This is a genomic window from Mesorhizobium sp. P2_E9 (assembly GCF_056403815.1).
In genome coordinates, this window is record NZ_JBFUET010000004.1 from 356,532 (window position 1) to 377,947 (window position 21,416).

The following is a 21,416-nucleotide window of genomic DNA, read 5'->3' on the forward strand; positions in this document are numbered from 1 at the left end:
AGTGCTTATGAACATCAAGACTTCAATCCATCCTTCCTCCGTTGTGGAAGAAGGCGCTCAAATCGGCCAAGGCGTGCGCATAGGGCCGTTCTGCCATATCAGCGCGGATGCCGTGATCGGTGACGGTGTCGAACTGGTCAGCCATGTCTCCGTCATGGGTGCGACCACCATTGGCGCCTCGACCAAGGTCTATCCGATGGCGACATTGGGTGCGCCGCCGCAGAACACCAAGCACAAGGGCGGTCGCACCACGCTGGTCATCGGCGCCAATTGCACGATCCGTGAAGGCGTCACCATGCATGTCGGCACCGACACCAGCCGTGGCGAGACGACGGTGGGCGACAACGGCAATTTCCTTGCCTACGCCCACATCGCCCATGATTGCGTCGTCGGCAACAACGCCACCTTTGCCAATGGCGCGACGCTGGGCGGCCACTGCGAGGTCGGCAACAATGTCTATATTGGCGGCCTCAGCGCCGTGCATCAATTCGTGCGTGTCGGCGACAACGCCTTTCTTGGCGGGTGCTCGGCCTTTGTCGGCGATGTCATCCCCTATGCCATTGCCGTCGGCAACCGCGCCAGCTTGCGTGGCTTGAACATCATCGGCCTCAAGCGCGCCGGTCTGCCGCGATCCGAAATCTATCTGTTGCGCAAAGCTTACAGGACGATCTTCGACCGCTCCCGCACCGTCGGCGAGAACATCGAACTCGCCAAGGCCGAGTTCGCCTCTTCGCCGACCGCCATGAAGATCATCGATTTCATCAGCAGTCGTGGCAAGCGGCATTATGCGGTGCCATCGCTCAAGGGCGGCGATGGCGATGATACCGATGATGAAGACTGAGGCAGCTTCTGCTGGTCTTGGTCTCCCGCCAGGTGCCAGGGTCGGCATCATCGCCGGCGGTGGCAGTCTTCCGGTCGAAGTCGCGGCCGGCTCGGCCGGGCAGGGCTATCCGCCCTTCATCGTCCTCATGGAAGGCGAAGCCGACCGTTTGCCGGAATTGTGCGGGTATGAGCATGAGACCCTCGCCCTGGAGGCAATCGGCGCGCTTGTTCCATTGCTCAAACGCCACCGGATTACCCATCTGGTGCTTGCCGGCGAGATCAAGCGTCGGCCAAGGTTGACACGTCTTCGTCCCAGTTTCAGCCTGCTCGCGGTCATACCGGTTGTCGTCATGGCACTCGCACGCGGCGACGACGGTCTGCTGAAGGTCGTAGCGCGAGGCTTGGAGGCGCGTGGAATAAAGGTCGTAGGGGCCCACGAAATCGTTCCGACCCTTGCTGCTGCCGAAGGCGTGCTGACGAAGGCAGCGCCTAGGGATTCGGATCGGCGCGACATCGAAGCCGGGCTCGCGGCGGCGAAGGCCATCGGGGCGCTGGATATCGGCCAGGCGGCTATAGCGGTGGGTGGCCGCGTCATCGCGCTGGAAGGCATCGAGGGGACGGCAGGATTGCTCGACCGCGCAAAACTGTTGCGAGGCCACGGCCGTATCGCAGGCAAGACCCGCGGCGTGCTGGTCAAATGCGCCAAGCCAGGCCAGGAACTGCGTGCCGACCTGCCGTCCATAGGACCGCAGACGGTCGAATCGGCGCATGCGGCCGGGCTCGTCGGCATTGCCGTCGAAGCGGGACGCTCGCTGATCCTTGAAGGTCCCGCAACCCTGGCGCGCGCCAATGAGCTTGGTCTGTTCATCGTCGGCCTGGCCGCAGCGGAGCCGGCGCATGGCTGACAAGGCGCTGAAAATAGGGATCGTTGCCGGTGAAGAATCAGGCGATCTGCTTGGCGCCGACATCGTGCGTTCGCTCCGCCAGGCAACCGGCCGCGAGGTGCGGCTCGTCGGTCTCGGCGGCCGGCATCTCAGCGAATTGGGCCTGGTGTCGCCCTTTGATGCCGGCGAGATCGCGCTGATGGGTTTCAGTGCCGTCCTGCGTGATCTGCCGCGCCTTTTCAGGCGGATCGGCCAGCTGGCCAAAGCCATCGCTGAGGAAAAGCCGGATTGCCTGGTCACCATCGACAGTCCGGACTTCTCCTTGCGCGTCGCCAGGAAGGTGCGTGCGGCCAATCCGTCGATACCGATCATCCATTATGTCTGCCCGAGCGTCTGGGCCTGGCGGCCGGGCAGGGCGGTGGCGATGAAGCCTTATGTCGACCATATCCTCTGTATCCTGCCGTTCGAGGTGAAGGAGCTGGAGCGGCTTGGCGGCCCGCCCGGCACCTATGTCGGGCATCGCCTGACGCATGATGCGGGTGTGCTTGCTGCCGCGAAGGCGCAGGCTTTGCCGCGCGATCTTGCCCAGGACCGCATCAAGACATTGCTCGTCCTGCCCGGCTCGCGGCGCAGCGAGGTGCGGCGGCTGGTCGATACGTTCGGCGAGACCGTGTCAATGCTGCGCGCGCGCGGGCATCGTCTGCGGCTGTTGCTGCCGACGGTTCCGCATGTCGCCGACCTCGTCAAAGCCTCGGTCAACCGTTGGGATGAAAAACCCGAGATCATCGTTGATCCCCAACGCAAATGGCAGGCTTTCGGCAAGGCCGATGCCGCGCTGATCGCGTCGGGGACCGTGTCGCTGGAGCTGGCGTTGGCTGGTGTGCCGATGGTCTCGTGCTACAGGCTCGATCCCATCGCCCGTGCCGTTGCGCCCTATTTCGTTTCCGTCTGGTCGGCGCTGCTGCCCAACCTGATCTCGGATCGCGCTTTGATCCCGGAGTTCTACAACGAGTACGTCAAGCCGAACAATCTGGCACGCCAGTTGGAAGCGCTGTTCGCCGACACGGGCATGCGCGCCTGGCAGAAGGACGGATTTGCCGAGATCGCACGGCGCATGGCGACGGACAAACCGTCGGGCGAGATCGCGGCGAGTGTCGTGCTTCGTCATATACAAAAGGCGCCCTGACAGGCGCCTTTTTTCGGTCAAGACAGGTTTGGTCAGCGCTTGGCGATCGGCACGTAGTCGCGCTCCGGCGCTCCGGTATAGAGCTGGCGCGGGCGGCCGATCTTCTGGCGCGGGTCCTCGATCATCTCCTTCCACTGCGCGATCCAGCCTACGGTGCGAGCGACCGCGAACAGCACGGTGAACATGGTGGTGGGGAAGCCCAGCGCCTTCAGCGTGATGCCGGAGTAGAAGTCGACATTCGGATAGAGCTTCTTCTCGATGAAATAGGGATCGGTCAGCGCGATCTTTTCCAGCTCCATCGCGATGTCGAGCAACGGATCGTCCTTGATGCCGAGCTCGCCCAGAACCTCGTGCGCCGTCTTCTGCATGATTTTCGCACGCGGATCGTAGTTCTTGTAGACGCGGTGGCCAAAGCCCATCAGCCGGAACGGATCGTTCTTGTCCTTGGCGCGGGCGATGAACTCCGGAATGTGATCGACATGGCCGATTTCGCCCAGCATGTTGAGCGCTGCTTCATTGGCGCCGCCATGCGCCGGCCCCCACAGGCAAGCGATGCCGGCGGCGATGCAGGCGAACGGGTTGGCGCCCGACGAGCCGGCGAGGCGAACCGTCGAGGTCGAGGCATTCTGCTCATGATCGGCGTGCAGGATGAAGATGCGCTCCATGGCGCGCGCCAGCACCGGGTTGATCTTGTACTCCTCGCACGGCACGGCGAAGCACATATGCAGGAAGTTTGCCGCGAAACCGAGATCGTTCTTGGGGTAAATGAAGGGCTGGCCGATGTGGTACTTGTAGGCCATGGCCGCGATCGTCGGCATCTTGGCGATCAGCCGCATCGAGGCGACCATGCGCTGGTACGGGTCGGAGATGTCGGTGGAGTCGTGATAGAAGGCCGACAGCGCGCCGACCACGCCGCACATCACCGCCATCGGGTGCGCGTCGCGGCGGAAGCCGGTGAAGAAGCGCGACATCTGCTCGTGCACCATGGTGTGGCGCGTCACGCGGTAATCGAAATCGTCCTTCTGCGCCTTGGTCGGCAGTTCGCCGTAGAGCAGGAGATAGCAGACTTCGAGGAAGTCGCCGTGTTCTGCCAACTGGTCGATCGGATAGCCGCGGTGGAGAAGAATACCGGCGTCGCCGTCGATGAAGGTGATTTCGGACTCGCAGCTCGCTGTCGAGGTGAAGCCGGGATCGTAGGTGAAGGCGCCGGTCGTGCTGTAGAGCGAGGCGATGTCGATGACATCAGGCCCGACGGAGCCGCTTCGCACCTTGAATTCATGGGTCTTGCCGGCGAATTCAAGCGTTGCGATAGCTTCTTGGTTCGCGCCGCCCACATCCAGTTTTTTCGCAGCTTCGGTCATTGCAAACTCCTTCTTGTTTCCTCATGCCGGCAAAGGCAAATTCTGCAGAGCGACACGTCGAAATCACCGCAATGGGCGTATTCGCCACCGCATTTTAGGAGGTGCGTGCCAGATTGGGCCAAGGCCTAATGTTGCACTGCGAAACGCGCCTTTCAATGCCAATCTTCTTGGGCCAGTTTGCTCCTAATCGATTTGATCCGCTATGCGCGCCAAGCTCTCCTCGCGCCCAAGCACGGCAAGCACGTCGAACACGCCCGGCGAGGTGCTTTTGCCGGTCAGCGCGGCCCGCAAGGGCTGGGCCACGGCGCCAAGCTTGTGGCCACCAGCCAGCGCATAGTCGCGGAGCGCGGCTTCCGCCGTGGCAGCCGTCCAGTCGCCTGTAACCGCGTTCAAAGCTTCGTGAGCACCACGCAGGATCTTGCGGGCATCGTCATTGAGCAGGAGGGCGGCCTTGTCGTCGACCGGCAGGGGGCGCGTGGCGAACAGGAAGGCGGCGCCATCGACAAGCTCGACCAGCGTTTTGGCGCGCTCCTTGAGGCCCGGAAGGGCTGCCAGCAACTGCGCCTTGTTCCTGTCGTCGAGGCGCGCGGCGATCGCCGGGCCACCCTCGAGATAGGGCAGAGTGGCGATGAAGATATCGAACAGTTCGGCATCGGCCATGCGGCGCATATGCGCGCCGTTGATTGCTTCCAGCTTGGCGAAGTCGAAGCGGGCGGCACCCTTGTTGACGTCACCGATATCGAACCAGGAGACCATGTCCTTGATCGACATGATCTCGTCATCGCCATGGCTCCAGCCGAGACGCGCCAGATAGTTGAGCAGCGCCTCCGGCAGATAGCCCATGGCGCGATAGGCTTCGACGCCGAGCGCACCATGCCGCTTCGACAGCTTGGCACCGTCGGCGCCGTGGATCAGCGGGATGTGCGACATCGACGGCACATCCCACCCCATGGCGTTGTAGATCACGGTCTGGCGGGCGGCATTGGTCAGGTGGTCGTCGCCGCGGATGATGTGCGTGACACCCATGTCGTGATCGTCGACGACGACGGCATGCATGTAGGTCGGGTTGCCGTCCGAACGCAGGATGATGAAGTCGTCGAGATCCTTGTTGGGGAAGCGGACCTCGCCCTGGACGCGGTCGTGCACGACCGTCTCGCCCTCGGTCGGCGCCTTGACGCGGATGGCGCCCTTGACGCCGGGCGGTGCCTCGGATGGATCGCGATCGCGCCACTGGCCGTTGTAGCGCGGCGGCAAGCCCTTGGCCCGGGCCGCCTCGCGCATGGCCTCCAACTCGGCGGGTGTTTCGTAGCTGTAATAGGCCTTGCCCAGGCGCACGAGTTCCTCGGCGACCTCGCGGTGGCGCGGCGCACGCTCGAACTGCGATATCGCCTCACCGTCCCAGGAAAGCCCAAGCCAGGTCAGCCCGTCCAGAATGGCCTGGGTAGCCGCCTCGTTGAAGCGTTCGCGGTCGGTATCCTCGATGCGCAGCACCATCGTGCCGCCGGTGTGCTTGGCGTACAGCCAGTTGAACAGCGCCGTGCGCGCGCCACCGATATGTAGGTAACCGGTGGGCGAGGGGGCAAAACGGGTGACGACCTTGTCGGACATGGAACTCTCGAAAACCATCTGAAGCGGGGTGCGGTTGCGCGGACTTTCGCGCGTTGCGCGTTCATGTAGCATAGGGCGTCAGGGGTGCAAGGGGCAGACCCAATGGCTGGATGTGGCCGGCATGGGAAGGCGCGCGGATGAAGTGCGCTGCGTAAAATCGCTTAGCACGTCCCGGCGAAGCTGCTGGCCTCATTGCCAGGTTTGTTTCGGGCATTGAAAGGTGGGATGTTTTGAAGTTCATTGCGCAGTATGGGGGGTGCGATGACCAGAATAGTTGCGCTTATTGCTTTGCTGACTTTGTGTGGGTGTCAAACCGCGACGACGGAGCGGTTTGAACAAACTCTGAAGACCTGGATAGGCGCGCCGGAAAGCGAGTTCATCAGTTCGTTCGGCGTACCGGACGCCACCTATTCGGTCGGCAAGGATAAATATCTGTCATATCGTCACAAGATGGTCGGTTCGACCAGTGGGGTGGCGCCATCCTATACTTCGACCGTCATCGGGAACACGATCTATACGAGCTCTTCTGGCGGCATCGCGCCCAGTGTCTATACAATGTGGTGCACGATAGATTGGCGTATCTCCGGCGGGATCGTCAGATCATACCGCTTCGCAGGCAATGAATGCCGTCAGTAGGCTGAATGGTCGAGAAGCGGTAACTCGCCTTCCCGGACCACGCGCAGAAATTAGGCATGGTCGCGCGGACTTTAGCGCTTTGCGCGTTCATGTAGCATAGGAGGTCTAGGGGGCAGACCCGATGGCTGGACGAGGCTGGGGCTCGGATCAAGGCGAGGACGCTGTTGTCGGCGTCAGCGAACGGTCTCTGTTTGCGACGCCTCTGACGACCCCATCGCCACTGTCGCCCCTTGTGCCGGGCTCCAGTAAGCCAGCGTTGCCGGCGAATGGTCCAGCGCCAATTCCGTCCACCGAGACAGGCCGGATCGTGCGTGTGCGCCGGCAACTGGGCCGGATTTCACTGCCTCGTCTGCGCCACAGCGTGGCTATCGCGGCGGAGCTGGAACTTGATCGGGGCATCGCCTTCCTGCTGGTGCCGGTCTGTCTGGCCGCTGGAGCGATCGGCTATTATTCGCTGGCAGTGGAGCCTGATTTTGCAAGGCCTGTCGCGGTCGTCGTGCTGATGGCGATCTGCGCGCTTGCTTCGCGCTCCTGGCCGAAAACCCATCTGGGCTTCATGGCGGCATTGTTGTGCGCGCTTGGCCTGCTTGCCGCCAAGGTCGAGACATGGCGGGCGGGTACCCAGATGCTGGGTTCGGAAATATCGACACAACTGACCGGCCGCGTCGTCTCGCTGGAGCAGATGGAGACCGGCCGCACCCGGCTGACCATAGACGTGACATCCACCGCGCGGCCGAAACTGCGCTATGCGCCGGAAAGGGTCCGGCTTTCGGCGCGCAATATCCCGGCGGAAATGACTGCCGGCTCCCTGGTCACCGGCTACGCCAAACTGTTGCCGCCGACCGGCCCGGTGCGGCCGGACAGCTATGATTTCTCCTTCGACAGCTATTTCGCCGGCATCGGCGGCAGCGGCTTCTTTCTCGGCAATCCAAAGCTTGTCTCCGCCGCCGACGACGAGATGCCGCTCTCGGCCCGGCTTTTCTCCGGGATAGAAAATGCCCGCGAAGCGATCGCCGACCATATCAGGGCCACGGTCGGCGGTGCTGAAGGCGAGATCGCGGCAGCGCTGATCGTTGGTGTCCGCGCAGGCATTCCCGACGAAATCAACGAAGCGATGCGGCGCACCGGCATCTATCACATCATCTCTATTTCCGGACTGCATATGGCGCTTGTCGCCGGCACCATTATGGGTCTGCTGCGCGGCGCCTTCGCGCTGTTTCCGGATTTTTCAGCGCGGCGTCCGGTGAAGAAATACGCTGCTGCCGCAGCGCTGGTCTCGATCGCCGCCTATCTCGTCATTTCCGGCGTCGTCGTTGCCGCCGAGCGCAGCTTCATCATGCTGGCGGTGATGCTGATTGCCGTCCTGTTCGATCGCGCGGCGCTGACCATGCGCAATCTGGCGATCTCGGCGATCGCCGTCATCGTGGTGTCGCCGCATGAGGTCGTCGGCCCGAGCTTCCAGATGTCGTTTGCCGCGACCGCGGCATTGGTTGGCGCCTATGCCGGCTGGGCGGATCATCGTGCGGGAAAGGCAAGACCGCCACCGCCAAAGCGGTCCCTGCCAAGCTTTCTCACGCGGAAATTCCTGCTGGCGGCTGGCGGCTTGGCCATGACCTCCATCATTGCCGGCTGCGCCACGGCGCTGTTTGCCATCTGGCATTTCCAGCGGGTGTCGCCGCTCAGCCTGTTCGCCAATCTGGCTGTCATGCCGATCGTGTCAGTCGTGATGTTCCTGGCCGTTGCCAGCGCGTTGCTGATGCCGTTCGGATTGGATGCGCCATCCCTTTACCTGATGGGCAAAGGCCTGACGGCGATGATCGCGATATCGGCGTGGATATCGGAACGCTCTCCGGTCGATGCGGTCGGGCTGATCTCGCAGCAATCCGTCTTGCTGGTGACCATCGCCCTGGTCATCGCGACGATGGCGACGACCTGGCTGCGGCTCGCAGCACTGCCATTCGTACTTGCCGGCCTGTTGACGGTGTCGGATACGCGAACGCCGGATGTCTTGATCTCCGAAGATGCGCGGCTGGTCGCGCTGCCGATCGGTGGCGGCGAACTCGCGGTCAGCCGGGCGCGTCCGAATGAATTCACCGTCGACAATTGGAAACGCGCGCTGACATCCGAAACCATCGTCGTGCCGGAGATGTTCAACAAGGCGGAGGGCCAATTCGACATTGCCGATGCCGTCAATCTGCCACCGGGAGCGCCGTTCTATTGCACGGACGGCGTCTGTCTCGCCCGGCACCCGTCCGGCGCGATCATCGCGCATGTCGAAGACCGCAAGGACACCTGGAAGGCCTGCGGTTTCGCCGATTTGATCGTCGTCAATGACGCAACGGGCTATGACGCCTGCCACAATCCGCTGGTTCTCGTCGTCACCAAACGGCAGCTCGCCCGCAAGGGCAGTGCTGCCGTCTTCTTCGACCGTCAATCAGCGACCGGTCCGCCAATCGTCAGCTTCGCGGTGGACGGGCCGTATCGGCCCTGGCATGCGCAGCGAAAATTTTCACGTGAGGCGAGGGGGCTGGCGCCCTGGCGCAAACCCGAAAAGCCAGCTGCCGTTCCTGGTCAGTAGCGCCGGATCAGCCCGACGAGCTTGCCTTGTACCTTGACCCTGTCGGGGCCGAAGATACGCGTCTCATAGGCCGGATTGGCGGCTTCGAGCGCGATCGAGGCACCCTTTCGGCGAAACCGCTTCAGCGTCGCTTCCTCTTCATCCACGAGCGCCACGATGATCTCGCCAGGCTGGGCGGTATCGGCGTTGCGGATGATGACGGTATCGCCATCGAAGATGCCGGCCTCGATCATCGAGTCGCCCTTGACCTCCAGCGCATAGTGCTCACCACCCATGATCATGTCCGGCGGCACCGAGATCGAATGCGTCTGATGCTGGATGGCATCGATCGGCACACCGGCGGCGATACGCCCCATCACTGGGATCGACACGGCGGAAACCACGTCGTCGTCATTGCCGGCCGCGGGCAAGCGCGACGATGCCGGCTTGATCTGACGGCCAAGGCCGCCCTGACCGAGGCTGCCCTGGATGACGCTTGGCGAGAATTTCTTTGCCGCGTTGAGGCCGGGCGCTATCGAATCCGGCAGCCGCAGCACTTCCAGCGCGCGTGCCCGGTTGGGTAGCCGGCGGATGAAACCGCGTTCCTCCAGCGCCGTGATCAGGCGATGGATCCCTGACTTGGAGGCGAGATCGAGCGCTTCCTTCATCTCGTCGAAGGAGGGCGGAATGCCGCTTTCCTTCAACCGTTCATGAATGAACATCAAGAGTTCATGTTGCTTACGCGTTAGCATGGCAGCCCCCAAGGCTTGAACAAAAGGTCTGAACCAGAATCGAAAAACAAACCCAGAACAAACACTATCTGTTCCAGTTGTGTTCTGCAACCGTTTAAAGTTTAGTGAATTTGTTAAGACGTCTGAAATTATTTGGCGCCTGGCAGCGGGCCGTGTCCGACGTCTGCCTGCCGCCGCAGTGCGCCCGTTGGCTTTGAAATTGTTTTGGTTAATGGCCTGTGGCCTATCCTGTTCCGAGGTCTGGCATCAGTTGCCGATACGGCTCGATGAGAGGTTTTTCGCCCTTTCACCGATCATTGACCTGCCGTGAACGAAACGAAGCCAAAACGCCAACTTGACCGAGAAATTGCCATACTGGCTTTGGTCCATGGTCCTCGTTGCGCTACCGCTTGTTTATGCTGCCGTCGCCGGCATGGACATAGACATGCAGCGTATAACCAATGTGGGCGATCATCAGGGTTTTCGCGCGCTCGACGTCGCGATCGAGCGCCGCTTCCATGAGCGCGGTGTGGTGTTCGATTGCGACCGCCTGGCGCAGCGCTTCCACGGCTTCCTCGTAACCATGCTGCAGGCCGGCGGCCGCCCGCAGCGTTGGCGCTAGACCGAGAAAACGGTGATGGCGACGCAACTGATCCGCGATCGTGGAATGGAAGGTCAGCAGCCAGGGTGATGCTGCCCCGCTGAGCAGGGCGGCGTGGAAAGCCTCGTGCTTTTCATCCCATTCGTCGACCACAGCGTCGGATGGATCGTCGACCGCGGTCTTGCAACGCGACAGCCGGTAATGCGCGGCGACGACGGCGTTTTCCCAATCGTGGCCACCTTTCTCGATCGATTCCTGGAGCAGTGGCAGGTCGACGACACACCTGGCGCGCGACAGGTCTTCCAATTCGATGCGCGAAACCGGAGCGACGGCAAAGCCACGATTGCTGATGGAAGTCACCAGGCGCTCCGCCTCCAGTCGCGACAGCGCTTCGCGCAACGGTGTCCAGCCAATGCCATAGCTGTTGCGCAGCGTACTGAGCTTGAGCGGCGCGCCGGGCCGCAGACGGGTCGTGAGGATATCGCGACGCAGCAGCCTGTAGGCCGCTTCCGTCTTCGAGAGTCCTTCATCCGGCATCGTTGTCCCATCCTTAGGCTGCCACCCCAAACGATTATATATGAAAGCCTTCCATGGCGTAAATTATATATAATGTTTGACAGGGTCTGGCCGACTGCCCATGATCGGCCAGCCGATTTCACCTGACGTGTTCATCTGGGCGCGCCTCTGCGCGAAGGACAATCGATCATGAATGCAACGCTTGATCTCGCAGCAGTCGAAGCCATGGATGCAGCGGATCCGCTGCGCGCCATGCGCGACCGGTTCGTTCTACCGGAAGGTGTGATCTATCTCGACGGCAATTCGCTGGGCGCCGCGGCACCCACCGTCTTCAATGAGCTGCAGAAGGCGGCGACGCAGGAGTGGGCGCAGGACCTGATCCGCGCCTGGAACACCGCCGGCTGGTTCGATATGCCGGTCGCGCTTGGCGACCAGCTCGGCCGTCTGATCGGCGCTGAGGTCGGCCAGACGGTGGTCTGCGATACGACCTCGATCAACATCTACAAGGTGCTGCACGCCGCACTCAACATGCGGCCGGACCGCTCGGTCATCGTTGCCGAGGGCGACAGCTTTCCAACCGATCTCTATATGGCCGAAGGCGTGGCCTCGACGCGGCCGGGCACGGTGCTGCGGCTCGAAGGCGTCGATGCATCAACCATAGAAGAGCTGATCGACGAGCGCGTCGCGGTCATCCTGGTCAACCACGTCAATTACAAATCCGGACAGTTGCGTGACATGGCCGCGCTGACGCGCAAGGCCCATCAGGCTGGCGCGCTGATCGTCTGGGATCTCTGCCACACGGCCGGCGCCTTGCCGGTCGAGCTCGACAGCGCCAATGCCGATTTCGCCATCGGCTGCACCTACAAATATCTCAATGGCGGCCCGGGCGCGCCCGCCTTCGTCTATGCCGCTACACGCCATCACGACGATGTCCATCAGCCGCTGAGCGGCTGGTGGGGCCATGCGCGGCCGTTCGCTTTCGAACAGGGTTTTGCTGCCGGCGTCGGTATCCGCAGGTTCCTGTGTGGAACCCAGCCGATGTTGTCGATGCGAGCGCTGAAGGGCGCGCTGGATATCTGGGACGATGTCGACATGGCAGAGGTGCGCAAGAAGAGCATCGCCTTGACCGACCTGTTCATCCAGCTCGTCGAAACCAGATGCGGCGCCTACGGTCTCGAACTCGAAAGCCCGCGCGACGGCAATGCGCGCGGCAGCCAGGTGTCGTTCCTGCACCCGCATGGCTACCAGGTGATGCGGGCCTTGATCGAGCGCGGCGTGATCGGCGATTTCCGCGCGCCGTCGACCATCCGCTTCGGCTTCACGCCGCTTTATGTCGGCTACAGGGACGTCTGGCATGCGGTCGAGGTGCTGGAGGATATCCTGCGCACCGGCGCCTGGCAGGACGCCCGCTTCGCCGTCAAGACGGCGGTGACCTGAGAAAACTATAGCCGGGTGCGAACCGTCCACAGTTCGGGAAACAGCACGACCTCGAGCATCTTCTTCAGATAGGACGCGCCTGACGTGCCGCCGGTACCGCGCTTCAGGCCGATGATGCGTTCGACCGTGGTGACGTGGTTGAAGCGCCAGCGGCGGAAATAGTCCTCGAAATCGACCAGCTTTTCGGCCAGCTCGTAGAACATCCAGTAGCGCTGCGGGTCGCGATAAATGGTCTGCCAGGCGACCAGGACCTCTTCATTCTCTGTGCGCGTCTCACGCCAGTCCGTGCGCCTGGCATCGGCACCGATGTCGAACCCGTTGCGTGCCAAAAGCAGCAGTGCTTCATCGTAAAGCGACGGTTCCGCCAGGATCGCCTCCAGCTTGCCGCTCAGGTCCGGCCGATGCTTGTGCGGCCCGAGCATTGCGAGGTTGCGGTTGCCGGCCATGAACTCGATGGCGCGGTACTGCCAGGACTGGAAGCCCGAGGACTGGCCGAGCGCATCGCGGAACTCGGTGTATTCGCTTGGTGTCATCGTGCGCAGCACGTCCCAGGCGTTGTTGAGCTGCTCGAAGATGCGGGCGACGCGTGACAGCATCTTGAAGCTCGGCTCGAGCTGATCGGCGCGGATGGAGCGGATGGCAGCGCCGATCTCATGCAAAGCGAGCTTCATCCAGAGTTCCGAGGTCTGGTGCTGGATGATGAACAGCATCTCGTCATGCGCCGACGATAGCGGCGTCTGAGCCTCCAGGACTTTTTCCAGGTGCAGATAGTCGCTGTAGGACATGCGTTCCTTGAACGACATCTGTGCGCCTTCGGACGCCGGATCGTAGGGCTCGCTCAATTGATTTTCTCCGTGCGCAACCGGAAGCGCTGGATCTTGCCGGTCTGGGTCTTGGGCAAAGCGGCGATGAATTTGACCGAGCGCGGATATTTGTAGGGCGCGATCGTCGCCTTGACGTGGTCCTGCAGGCGCTTGACGGTCAGCGCATCCGGTGCCACGCCCTGCACAAGCACGACATGCGCCTCGACGATCTGGCCGCGTTCGCCATCCTCGGCGCCGATGACCGCGCATTCGGCGACATCGGGATGCGACAGCAGCGCTGCCTCGACCTCTGGCCCGGCAATGTTGTAGCCGGCGCTGACGATCATGTCGTCGGAGCGTGCGGCGAAATGGAAGAAGCCGTCCTCGTCCTGGGTAAATGTGTCGCCGGTGAGGTTCCAGCCGTCGCGCACATACTCCTTCTGCCTGTCGTCGGCCATGTAGCGGCAGCCGGTCGGGCCGCGCACCGCCAACCGTCCGGTCTCGCCACGCGGTACCTCGCGCATCGCATCGTCGACGATGCGCGCCTCGTAGCCGCCCACCGGCTTGCCCGTGGAAGCGGGCTTCATGTCGTCAAAACGGTTGGAAATGAAGATGTGCAGCATCTCGGTAGCACCGATGCCGTCGAGGATCGGCTTGCCGGTTTTCTCAGTCCATTCTTCGAAGACCGGAGCCGGCAAGGTCTCGCCGGCCGAGACGGCGACGCGCAGCGATGACAAATCCGCCCCTTCATCCATGGCCTTCAGCATGGCGCGGTAGGCGGTCGGCGCGGTGAAGGAAATGGTCGCTTTGTAGGTCTCGATGATATGGATCATGTTGGGCGACGTCGCCTGTTCCAGCAGCGTTGCCGCCGCGCCGAAGCGCAGCGGGAAGATGGCGAGCCCGCCTAGGCCGAAGGTGAAGGCGAGCGGCGGCGAGCCTACGAAGATGTCGTCCGGCGTGACCTGGAGGATCTCGTGGGCGTACGCATCGGCGATGATCAGCAGGTCGCGGTGGAAATGCATCGTCGCCTTCGGCACGCCTGTCGTGCCGGAAGTGAAGCCAAGCAGTGCGACGTCGTCGCGGCCGGTGTTGACGGCGGTGAAGGTGACCGGCTTGTCGAGGGCGGCGCGATCGAGTTCGGCATCATGGTTGGCGGTGCCGTCGAAGCCGATAACCTGCTTCAGGAACGCGCTGTCCTTGGCACAGGCGGTCACCTCATCCATCAGTCTGGTGTCGCAAAGCGCGGTCGTTATTTCGGCCTTGTCGACAATCTTGGTGAGCTCGCCGGCGCGCAGCATCGGCATGGTGTTGACGACCACCGCGCCGACCTTGGTGGCGGCCAGCCAGCAGGCGACCATTGCGGGGTTGTTGGCGGAGCGGATCAGCACCCGGTTGCCCGGTTTGACGCCGTAGTTCTCGACCAGCGCGTGCGCCAACCTGTTCGTCCAGTCGGACAGTTCCTTGTAGGTGCGGCGGCGGCCATTGCCGATCAGCGCGGTGTGGTCGCCGAGACCCTTCTCGACCAGCCTGTCGGTCAATTCAACGCCGGCGTTCAGACGTTCGGGATAGTCGAAGCCGTCGAGCAGGAAATCCGGCCATTGATCCGGCGGCGGCAGATGATCGCGCGTGAACGTGTCGATATGCGCTGAAGGCCCAAGCATGTCGCCGCCATCCCATTTGCTGCCTGGCCAGTGCGCGAAGCACCTGTCCGAGGTGGTGGATCTGAAGTTCCCGTCTTTTCGCGAGAGGCTTCGTGCAGCCAGCTAGACCTGTTCGACGACGCCACCCGGAAAGGATGAACATCCGCAGGTTTCGGGACAGCACAGCAGACCTCCCATTGTCAGCTGTTCGTCAGGCAGGATCGCACCAGTCGAAATTTGTTTCAAGCCTAAAATGTTTTTGCCTGGAGCATTGACGCATGGCATGGCGGCGGCCATTGCTAGCGCTGAAACGAAGCCGCTTCGGGGAGGATGCCGATGCTCGACCATCGCATTGCCGATTGGGACAATGCCTACGCCAACGGCGCCAATATCGCCGGCAGCGACCGTTGGCCGGCTGCCTGGACGGAACCGGCTCAAGCCTTTCGTGACGCACTGTCGGCGCGGGGCCGGGCACACTTCGACATCGCCTACGGCGACCGGCCGCGCAATCGGTTCGACCTTTTCCTTCCCGAGGCCGCGCCCAAGGGGCTCGTCGTGTTCATCCATGGCGGCTACTGGCTGGAGTCCGACAAGAGCGGCTGGTCGCACCTCGCCAAGGGCGCGGTCGGCAACGGCTTTGCCGTGGCGACGCCGTCCTACACGCTGTGCCCGGACATACGCATCGCCGGCATCGTCCGCGAAATTGGCGCGGCGATCGGCAAGGCGGCGGCCATGGTTGAAGGGCCGCTGATGCTCACCGGGCATTCGGCCGGCGGCCATCTCGCCAGCCGCATGGTGACCACATCCACGCCGCTGGCCACCGATGTTGCCCGGCGCATACGCCACGTCGTCTCGATTTCAGGCCTGCATGACCTGCGTCCACTTATGTTCACCGGCCACAATGCGGCATTGGCAATCGATGAGCCCGAAGCCTTGGCGGAAAGCCCGGCGCTGCTGCGCCCCATGGATGGCGTTCGCATCACTTGCTGGGTCGGCGGCGGTGAGCGCTCGGAGTTCCTGCGCCAGAATGCTTTGCTGGCCAATATCTGGACCGGCCTTGGCGCCACCACCAGCGCCGTCGTCGAGCCCGACCGGCATCACTACGACATTGTCGATGGGCTTGCCGATCCGGCGCATGCACTGACGCGAACCTTGATCTCGGAATAGCCGAGATCATTTTTTACATATTATCAGTGGCTTATATGGCGGCGCTTCAGCGCAGCATCAGAACGCTGCAGGAATCTCCGGCAGCGGAAGCAGGGGCGAACGGGGGCCGCACGACCAACCCGTTAGCGTCAGCCAACATCCTCAGCATCGAGGAATCCTGGATGCTGAACGGCGTCGCCACCAGCCCGCCATCGTCCTCCCTGACCACCGCCCGCACATAATCCTGGCGCAGATCATTGGCGTGCATTGCCGCGCCCAATCGTGCCGGACGAATATCCTGGCGATGATTGCGGCCGCCGAGCCTGGCCAGAAGCGGCTTCAGGAACAGTTGCGAGCAAACCAGGCTCGCCACCGGGTTGCCGGGCAGGCCGATGCACTTGATGGCGCCGAGGCGGCCGAACATCAGCGGTTTTCCCGGGCGCATGGCGATCTTCCAGAAGCCGAGCGTCATGCCTTCGCCGGTCAGCACGTCGTGGATCAGATCATGGTCACCGACCGAGGCGCCGCCAAGCGTGACGATGACATCCGCACCGGCCGCGACCGCTTTTTGCACCAGTGCGGCAATTGCCTCCTTACGATCGGCGGCAATGCCGAGATCGAGGGCACGAGCGCCGACCGATTGCGCGGCAGCGGCGACGCCATAAGCGTTGGACGAGATGATCTGGTCCGGCCCGAGCTCGCTGCCCGGCGGCAACAACTCGTCGCCGGTGGCGATGATGGCGACCAGCGGTCGCCTGACCACAGTGACCGTGGGATGGTTGGCAGATGCTGCCAGCGAAAGCGCCGCCGGGTCGAGCAAGCGGCCTTTTTCCAGCAACACGTCGCCTTTGGAAAAGTCGAGACCGATGCGGCGGATGTTGCGCCACTCCGCGGTTGGTTCGACCACTTCGATATTGCCGCTTCCAAGATCCCGGACGTTTTCCTGGATGACGATGGTGTCGGCGCCTTCAGGCAGCGGCGCGCCGGTGAAGATGCGCACCGCCTGGCGCTCGCCGACGGAGCCGTCAAAGCCGCGCCCGGCCGGCGCCATGCCGATCACCGAAAGTCGCGACGGCACCGACGCGACATCGGCTGCGCGTGTGGCATAGCCGTCCATGGCCGAAGCATTGAAGGGCGGCTGGGTGCGCAGCGCCGCGACAGGCTCCGCCAGCACACGATCGACCGCCTCGAACAGGGGAACACTTTCGCCGGCCAGAGGTGCTGCACCATTCAGCAGGCGTTCGAGCGCCTCCGCGACCGGAACCAGCGCCATCAGGCGCCCACCTTGTAGTCGCCCGACTTGCCACCGGTCTTTTCGACCAGCCGGATGCCGGAGATGACCATGGCGCGGTCCACGGCCTTGGCCATGTCGTAAATGGTCAGGCAGGCGACCGACGCAGCGGTCAGCGCTTCCATCTCGACGCCGGTTTTGCCGGTGACACGCGCCAGCGCGGTGACTTTCAGGCCGGGCAGCGCATGGTCGGGCTCGATGTCGACGGAAACCTTGGTCAGAAGCAGCGGATGGCAGAGCGGGATCAGTTCATGCGTCTTCTTCGCCGCCATGATTCCGGCGATGCGCGCGGTACCGAGCACGTCACCTTTTTTGGCATTGCCGGCGAGAATGGTCTTCAAGGTCTCGGGCTGCATCGAAACGAACCCCTCGGCGATCGCGGTTCGCGTCGTCTCTTCCTTGTCGCCGACATCGACCATGTTGGCCTCGCCCTGCGCGCCGAGATGGGTGAGGGCTGATGTCATCGTCAGGCCACCTCGGCTGCCGCCTTGCCCGTCAAAAGCAGGCGCGTGGCCGCGGTGACATCCTCTTGCCGCATCAGGCTCTCGCCGACGAGGAAGGTGCCGATGCCGGTCTTCTGCATCCTGAGGCAGTCGTCATGGGTGAAAATACCGCTCTCGCTGACCAGCAGGCGGCCGCCAGGCACCATCGGCGCCAGCCGCTCCGAGGTTTTGAGGCTGGTTTCGAACGTTCTCAGATTGCGGTTGTTGATGCCGATCAGCCGCGACGACAGCTTTATCGCGCGCAACGTCTCGGCCTCGTCATGCACCTCGATCAACGCGTCCATGCCGAGTTCGAATGCCGTCGCTTCCAATTCGCTCGCCAGGGAATCATCGACGCTGGCCATGATGATCAGGATGGCATCCGCGCCCCAGGCGCGCGTCTCGTAGACCTGATAGGGATCGAACAGGAAATCCTTGCGCAGCGCGGGCAGGGCGACGGCTGCGCGAGCCTTGGTGAGAAACTCCGGCGCGCCCTGGAAGGATGGCGCATCGGTCAACACCGAAAGACAGGCGGCGCCGCCTTTCTCATAGGCCTGCGCCAATGCCGGTGGATCGAAATCGGCACGGATCAGCCCCTTGGACGGGCTCGCCTTCTTGATTTCGGCGATCAGGGCGAAGTTGCCCGATCTGCGCTTGGCCTCGAGTGCCGCGAGAAAGCCGCGCGGTGCGTCGGCGTCTTTTGCGCGCGCCTTGATCTCGGCCAGCGGCACGCGCGCCTTGGCCGCCGCGATCTCGTCGCGCTTGTAGGCCTCGATCTTGCGCAGAATGTCAGACACGGTTCACCCGTTTGAAATTTCGACCAGATGATCGAGCACCTGCAACGCCCGGCCGCTGTCGATGGCTTGCGCGGCGAGCGCGATGCCGTCGCCAAGCGTCGTCGCCTTGCCCGCCACCACCAGTCCGGCGCCGGCATTCATCAGCACGGTGTCGCGATAGGCACCGGCAGCGCCGCCCAGCATATCGCGCAGCGCCTTGGCGTTGTAGGCGGCGTCACCGCCGCGCAGCTCGTCCTTGGCATGGCGCTTCAGTCCGACCTCTTCCGGGGTCAGCGTGAAGCTGCGAATCTCGCCGCCAACCAGTTCCGCGACATGAGTCTCGCCCGTGGTGGTGATTTCGTCATAGCCGTCGCCATGAACTACCCAGGCATGCTCTGTCCCCAGCGCCTTCAATGTCTCGGCCACCGGCATGATCCATTCCGGCAGGAACACACCGACCATCTGCCTGACGACGCCAGCCGGATTGGAGAGCGGCCCGAGCAGGTTGAAAATGGTGCGGGTGCCGAGTTCGACGCGGGTCGGACCGACATGTTTCATCGCCGGGTGGTGCGCGGGCGCGAACATGAAACCGACGCCGGCTTCGTGGATGCAGCGACCGATCGTTTCCGGTGGAATGTCGATCTTGACCCCGAGCGCGATCAGGACATCGGCGGCACCGGTCAGCGAGGACAGGCCACGATTGCCGTGCTTGGCGACCGGTACACCGCTGCCGGCGATGACGAAGGCCGACCCGGTCGAAATGTTGACGCTGTGGGAATTGTCGCCCCCGGTGCCGACGATATCGATCGCGCCGGCCGGCGCCTCGACGCGAAGCATCTTGGCCCGCATCGTGGCGACAGCGCCTGAAATCTCGCTCACCGTCTCGCCGCGCACGCGCAGCGCCATCAGGAAGCCGCCGATCTGTCCGGGGGTCGCGTCGCCCGACATGATGATGTCGAAGGCCTCGCGCGCCTCCTCGAACGAAAGCGCCGAGCCGGCCGCGACTTTGGCGATATGGGTTTTCAGCGCGCTCATCTTGTCGAGGCTTGGGCAACGGCGGCCTGGTCGACGCGGACGTCATACTGCGTCTGCAACTGCGCCACCAATTGGTCGAGCAGATCGTCCGACATGCCGGAGGTGAAGGATTTCTGCGCCTCATCCGGCACCGAGCTGGCATCGGCCCCGGCGGGTTCGAACACTTCGGCGACCTTGAACAGGATCTGTCCGTCGCCGGTGGGCGAGGGGATCAACCCGGTGCCGCCTTCGCCGACGCCGAACATCACTGCAGCACCTTCCTTGCCGAAATCGGCATCGTCGGCTTCGCGCTTCAGGCCGCGCTTGGTCTGCTTCTCCAGCTTGAGCTCACCGGCGATGACGTCGAGCGTGGCGCCGTCCTTGAGCCGCTTTTCGAGTTCGCTCGCCTTGGCGGCGAGCCGCTTGGTCGTCTCCGCCGCCGTCCAGTCGGCCACGACTTTCTGGCGGACTTCATCCAGCGTCCGGTCGCGAGCCGGTGTGATCGAAGCGACCTCATAGAAGATGAAGCCGTTGTCGGCCGTGGTCAGCGCTTCATTTTCGGTGTTGGGTTCGGCGTCAAAGACCGCCTTGATCAGCTCCGGCGATTCCGGCAGGTCCTTGACGATGGAGCCGTCCGGCCTGATGCCGCTGCGATCGATGGCGTCGATGGTGATGTCCTTCAACTTCAGCTTGGCCGCCGCATCGGCCAGCGAACTGCCGGAGGCGCGTGTGTCTTCGTAACTGTCATGCACATCCAAAAGGACGCGGCTTGCCTCGCCCAGCGCCAGGTCCTTGCGGATCTGATCGGACACTTCAGCGAGTGGCTTCACCACCTCGGGCTTGATCTCGGTGACGCGCAGCAGCACCGGACCGAAGGTGCCCTGAACGACCTGGCTGACTTCATTGGCATTGAGCGCGAAAGCGGCATCGGCAACCGCCTTGTCGGCGATCTTGTCCTTGGCGAGCGTGCCAAGCAGCGTGTCGGCCGGGGTCTTGCCTTCGGCGGTCACCAGCTTTTCGAAGGTGGCGCCAGCCTTGAGCGAATCAAACGCTGCCTTGGCCGCATCCGGCGTCTTGAACACAAGCTGTTCGATGGTGCGCAATTCGGGCGTGGTGTAGCGGCCCTTGTTCTTGTTGTAGTCGTCGCTCACCTGTTGGTCGGTGACGGCGGTCGGATCCATGATGTCCACCGGCTCGAGGCGGACATAGGAGAATTTGCGGTATTCAGGTGCTGCGTAGGTTTTCTTGTTGGCCTCGAAATAGGCCTGAAGCACGCTGTCGCTCGGTGCCTCGATCGGCTCGACGAGCGTCTTTGGCAAGGGCAGATAGTCGACGGTGCGGTCCTCGCCGCGATAGAGCGCGACCGCCTTGAAGAAAGTGTCCGGCGCCTTGAGGCCGTCCGAGACCGCCTCGACGATCTGCTGGCGCACCGCCACCTGGGCGCGGTTCTTCAGATAATCCTCGGGCCGCATGCCGACCTGGCGCAGCATGTACTCGAATGTTCTTCTGTCGAACTGGCCGCCTGGGCCCTTGAATGCCGGATCCTCACGCGTCAGCTCGGCCAGCCGATCCTTGGACAGGCCGAGGCCAAGCTTGCGGGCCTGTTCGTCGAGAACGGCACCGGAGACCAGCTGCGACAGAACCGTATTGTCGATGCCGAGCGCCTTTGCCTGCTCATGGGTAAGGCGCTGGCCGAACTGCTGCGACATGACAGCCAACTGGCGATCATAGGCGAGGCGATACTCGTTGATCGATACCTTGGTGCCACCCGCTATTATTACCGAATCGTGGCCGGCAAAACCGCCCATCAGCTTCCCGGAGATGCCCCAGGCGGCGAAACTGACCACCAGCAGCGAAAGCAATGTCTTCGCGACCCAGGTACCCGCCGCGCTTCTCAATACACCAAGCATCGTTACTTCCGATTT

18 protein-coding genes are annotated in these 21,416 nt (G+C 63.0%); 7 read left to right on the plus strand and 11 right to left on the minus strand.

Translation table 11 applies throughout. The annotated features are described in order from the left end of the window. The first annotated feature begins 7 nt into the window (after positions 1 to 7). The 3 genes from lpxA to lpxB are packed head-to-tail and all read left to right on the plus strand — an operon-like array spanning position 8 to position 2,892. Complete coding sequence (gene lpxA, locus AC1D05_RS10105) at positions 8 to 841, plus strand: acyl-ACP--UDP-N-acetylglucosamine O-acyltransferase (protein WP_477440488.1); 834 nt, start codon at positions 8 to 10, stop codon at positions 839 to 841. Beyond that, positions 813 to 1,727 (plus strand): LpxI family protein, encoded by a 915-nt coding sequence (locus tag AC1D05_RS10110; protein WP_477440490.1) that lies wholly within the window; start codon positions 813 to 815, stop codon positions 1,725 to 1,727. The genes lpxA and AC1D05_RS10110 overlap by 29 nt, the downstream gene beginning before the upstream one ends. Next, positions 1,720 to 2,892, plus strand: coding sequence for a lipid-A-disaccharide synthase (gene lpxB, locus AC1D05_RS10115; RefSeq protein ID WP_477440492.1), 1,173 nt, complete (start codon positions 1,720 to 1,722; stop codon positions 2,890 to 2,892). Before AC1D05_RS10110 ends, lpxB begins: the two co-directional genes overlap by 8 nt. A 32-nt stretch (positions 2,893 to 2,924) precedes the next feature. Here the strand turns inward: lpxB and gltA are convergent, their stop codons facing one another. Together gltA and gltX are read right to left on the minus strand one after the other, a co-directional pair. Continuing rightward, positions 2,925 to 4,253: a citrate synthase gene (gene gltA, locus AC1D05_RS10120; protein ID WP_095200166.1), complete on the minus strand. Its 1,329-nt coding sequence runs from the start codon at positions 4,251 to 4,253 to the stop codon at positions 2,925 to 2,927. 183 nt (positions 4,254 to 4,436) lie between these two features. Continuing rightward, complete coding sequence (gltX, locus tag AC1D05_RS10125; protein WP_477440494.1) at positions 4,437 to 5,861, minus strand: glutamate--tRNA ligase; 1,425 nt, start codon at positions 5,859 to 5,861, stop codon at positions 4,437 to 4,439. Between the two features lie 261 nt (positions 5,862 to 6,122). Here gltX and AC1D05_RS10130 point away from each other — a divergent pair, with 261 nt between their 5' ends. Continuing rightward, positions 6,123 to 6,497 carry a hypothetical protein gene (locus tag AC1D05_RS10130; protein ID WP_477440495.1) on the plus strand — a complete coding sequence of 125 codons (375 nt, stop codon included), beginning with the start codon at positions 6,123 to 6,125 and terminating at the stop codon, positions 6,495 to 6,497. A gap of 121 nt (positions 6,498 to 6,618) precedes the next feature. Then, positions 6,619 to 9,075, plus strand: a complete 2,457-nt coding sequence (locus AC1D05_RS10135) for a ComEC/Rec2 family competence protein (protein ID WP_477440497.1) — start codon at positions 6,619 to 6,621, stop codon at positions 9,073 to 9,075. Here the strand turns inward: AC1D05_RS10135 and lexA are convergent. Together lexA and AC1D05_RS10145 are read right to left on the minus strand one after the other, a co-directional pair. Beyond that, positions 9,069 to 9,806 carry a transcriptional repressor LexA gene (gene lexA / locus AC1D05_RS10140; RefSeq protein ID WP_477440499.1) on the minus strand — a complete coding sequence of 246 codons (738 nt, stop codon included), beginning with the start codon at positions 9,804 to 9,806 and terminating at the stop codon, positions 9,069 to 9,071. The genes AC1D05_RS10135 and lexA overlap by 7 nt on opposite strands. A 382-nt stretch (positions 9,807 to 10,188) precedes the next feature. Further along, a complete protein-coding gene (locus tag AC1D05_RS10145; protein ID WP_477440501.1) occupies positions 10,189 to 10,923 on the minus strand; it encodes a GntR family transcriptional regulator in 735 nt (244 codons plus the stop codon). Between the two features lie 168 nt (positions 10,924 to 11,091). Between AC1D05_RS10145 and kynU the strand changes: the two genes are divergently transcribed. Beyond that, positions 11,092 to 12,339 carry a kynureninase gene (kynU, locus tag AC1D05_RS10150; protein WP_477440503.1) on the plus strand — a complete coding sequence of 416 codons (1,248 nt, stop codon included), beginning with the start codon at positions 11,092 to 11,094 and terminating at the stop codon, positions 12,337 to 12,339. Positions 12,340 to 12,344: 5 nt separating this feature from the next. Here the strand turns inward: kynU and kynA are convergent, their stop codons facing one another. Beyond that, positions 12,345 to 13,181: a tryptophan 2,3-dioxygenase gene (gene kynA, locus AC1D05_RS10155; protein ID WP_477440505.1), complete on the minus strand. Its 837-nt coding sequence runs from the start codon at positions 13,179 to 13,181 to the stop codon at positions 12,345 to 12,347. Further along, a complete protein-coding gene (locus tag AC1D05_RS10160) occupies positions 13,178 to 14,803 on the minus strand; it encodes an AMP-binding protein (RefSeq protein WP_477440507.1) in 1,626 nt (541 codons plus the stop codon). Before AC1D05_RS10160 ends, kynA begins: the two co-directional genes overlap by 4 nt. A 315-nt stretch (positions 14,804 to 15,118) precedes the next feature. Between AC1D05_RS10160 and AC1D05_RS10165 the strand changes: the two genes are divergently transcribed. Continuing rightward, positions 15,119 to 15,949 carry an alpha/beta hydrolase gene (locus tag AC1D05_RS10165; protein ID WP_477440509.1) on the plus strand — a complete coding sequence of 277 codons (831 nt, stop codon included), beginning with the start codon at positions 15,119 to 15,121 and terminating at the stop codon, positions 15,947 to 15,949. A gap of 46 nt (positions 15,950 to 15,995) precedes the next feature. Here the strand turns inward: AC1D05_RS10165 and AC1D05_RS10170 are convergent, their stop codons facing one another. Genes AC1D05_RS10170 through AC1D05_RS10190 form a run of 5 tightly spaced genes read right to left on the minus strand, consistent with a single transcriptional unit; the run spans position 15,996 to position 21,401 of the window. Further along, positions 15,996 to 17,201, minus strand: coding sequence for a molybdopterin molybdotransferase MoeA (locus tag AC1D05_RS10170; protein ID WP_477440511.1), 1,206 nt, complete (start codon positions 17,199 to 17,201; stop codon positions 15,996 to 15,998). Then, the gene (gene moaC, locus AC1D05_RS10175) at positions 17,201 to 17,683 is read right to left on the minus strand and encodes a cyclic pyranopterin monophosphate synthase MoaC (protein ID WP_477440513.1); all 483 of its coding nucleotides are present in this window, start codon (positions 17,681 to 17,683) and stop codon (positions 17,201 to 17,203) included. Before moaC ends, AC1D05_RS10170 begins: the two co-directional genes overlap by 1 nt. Before the next feature lie 2 nt (positions 17,684 to 17,685). Further along, the gene (gene trpC, locus AC1D05_RS10180) at positions 17,686 to 18,498 is read right to left on the minus strand and encodes an indole-3-glycerol phosphate synthase TrpC (RefSeq protein WP_477440515.1); all 813 of its coding nucleotides are present in this window, start codon (positions 18,496 to 18,498) and stop codon (positions 17,686 to 17,688) included. A gap of 3 nt (positions 18,499 to 18,501) precedes the next feature. Next, positions 18,502 to 19,512, minus strand: a complete 1,011-nt coding sequence (gene trpD, locus AC1D05_RS10185; RefSeq protein ID WP_477440517.1) for an anthranilate phosphoribosyltransferase — start codon at positions 19,510 to 19,512, stop codon at positions 18,502 to 18,504. Further along, on the minus strand, positions 19,509 to 21,401 hold the full coding sequence (locus AC1D05_RS10190) for a SurA N-terminal domain-containing protein (protein WP_477440519.1): 1,893 nt from the start codon (positions 21,399 to 21,401) through the stop codon (positions 19,509 to 19,511). Before AC1D05_RS10190 ends, trpD begins: the two co-directional genes overlap by 4 nt. Positions 21,402 to 21,416 lie beyond the last annotated feature (15 nt).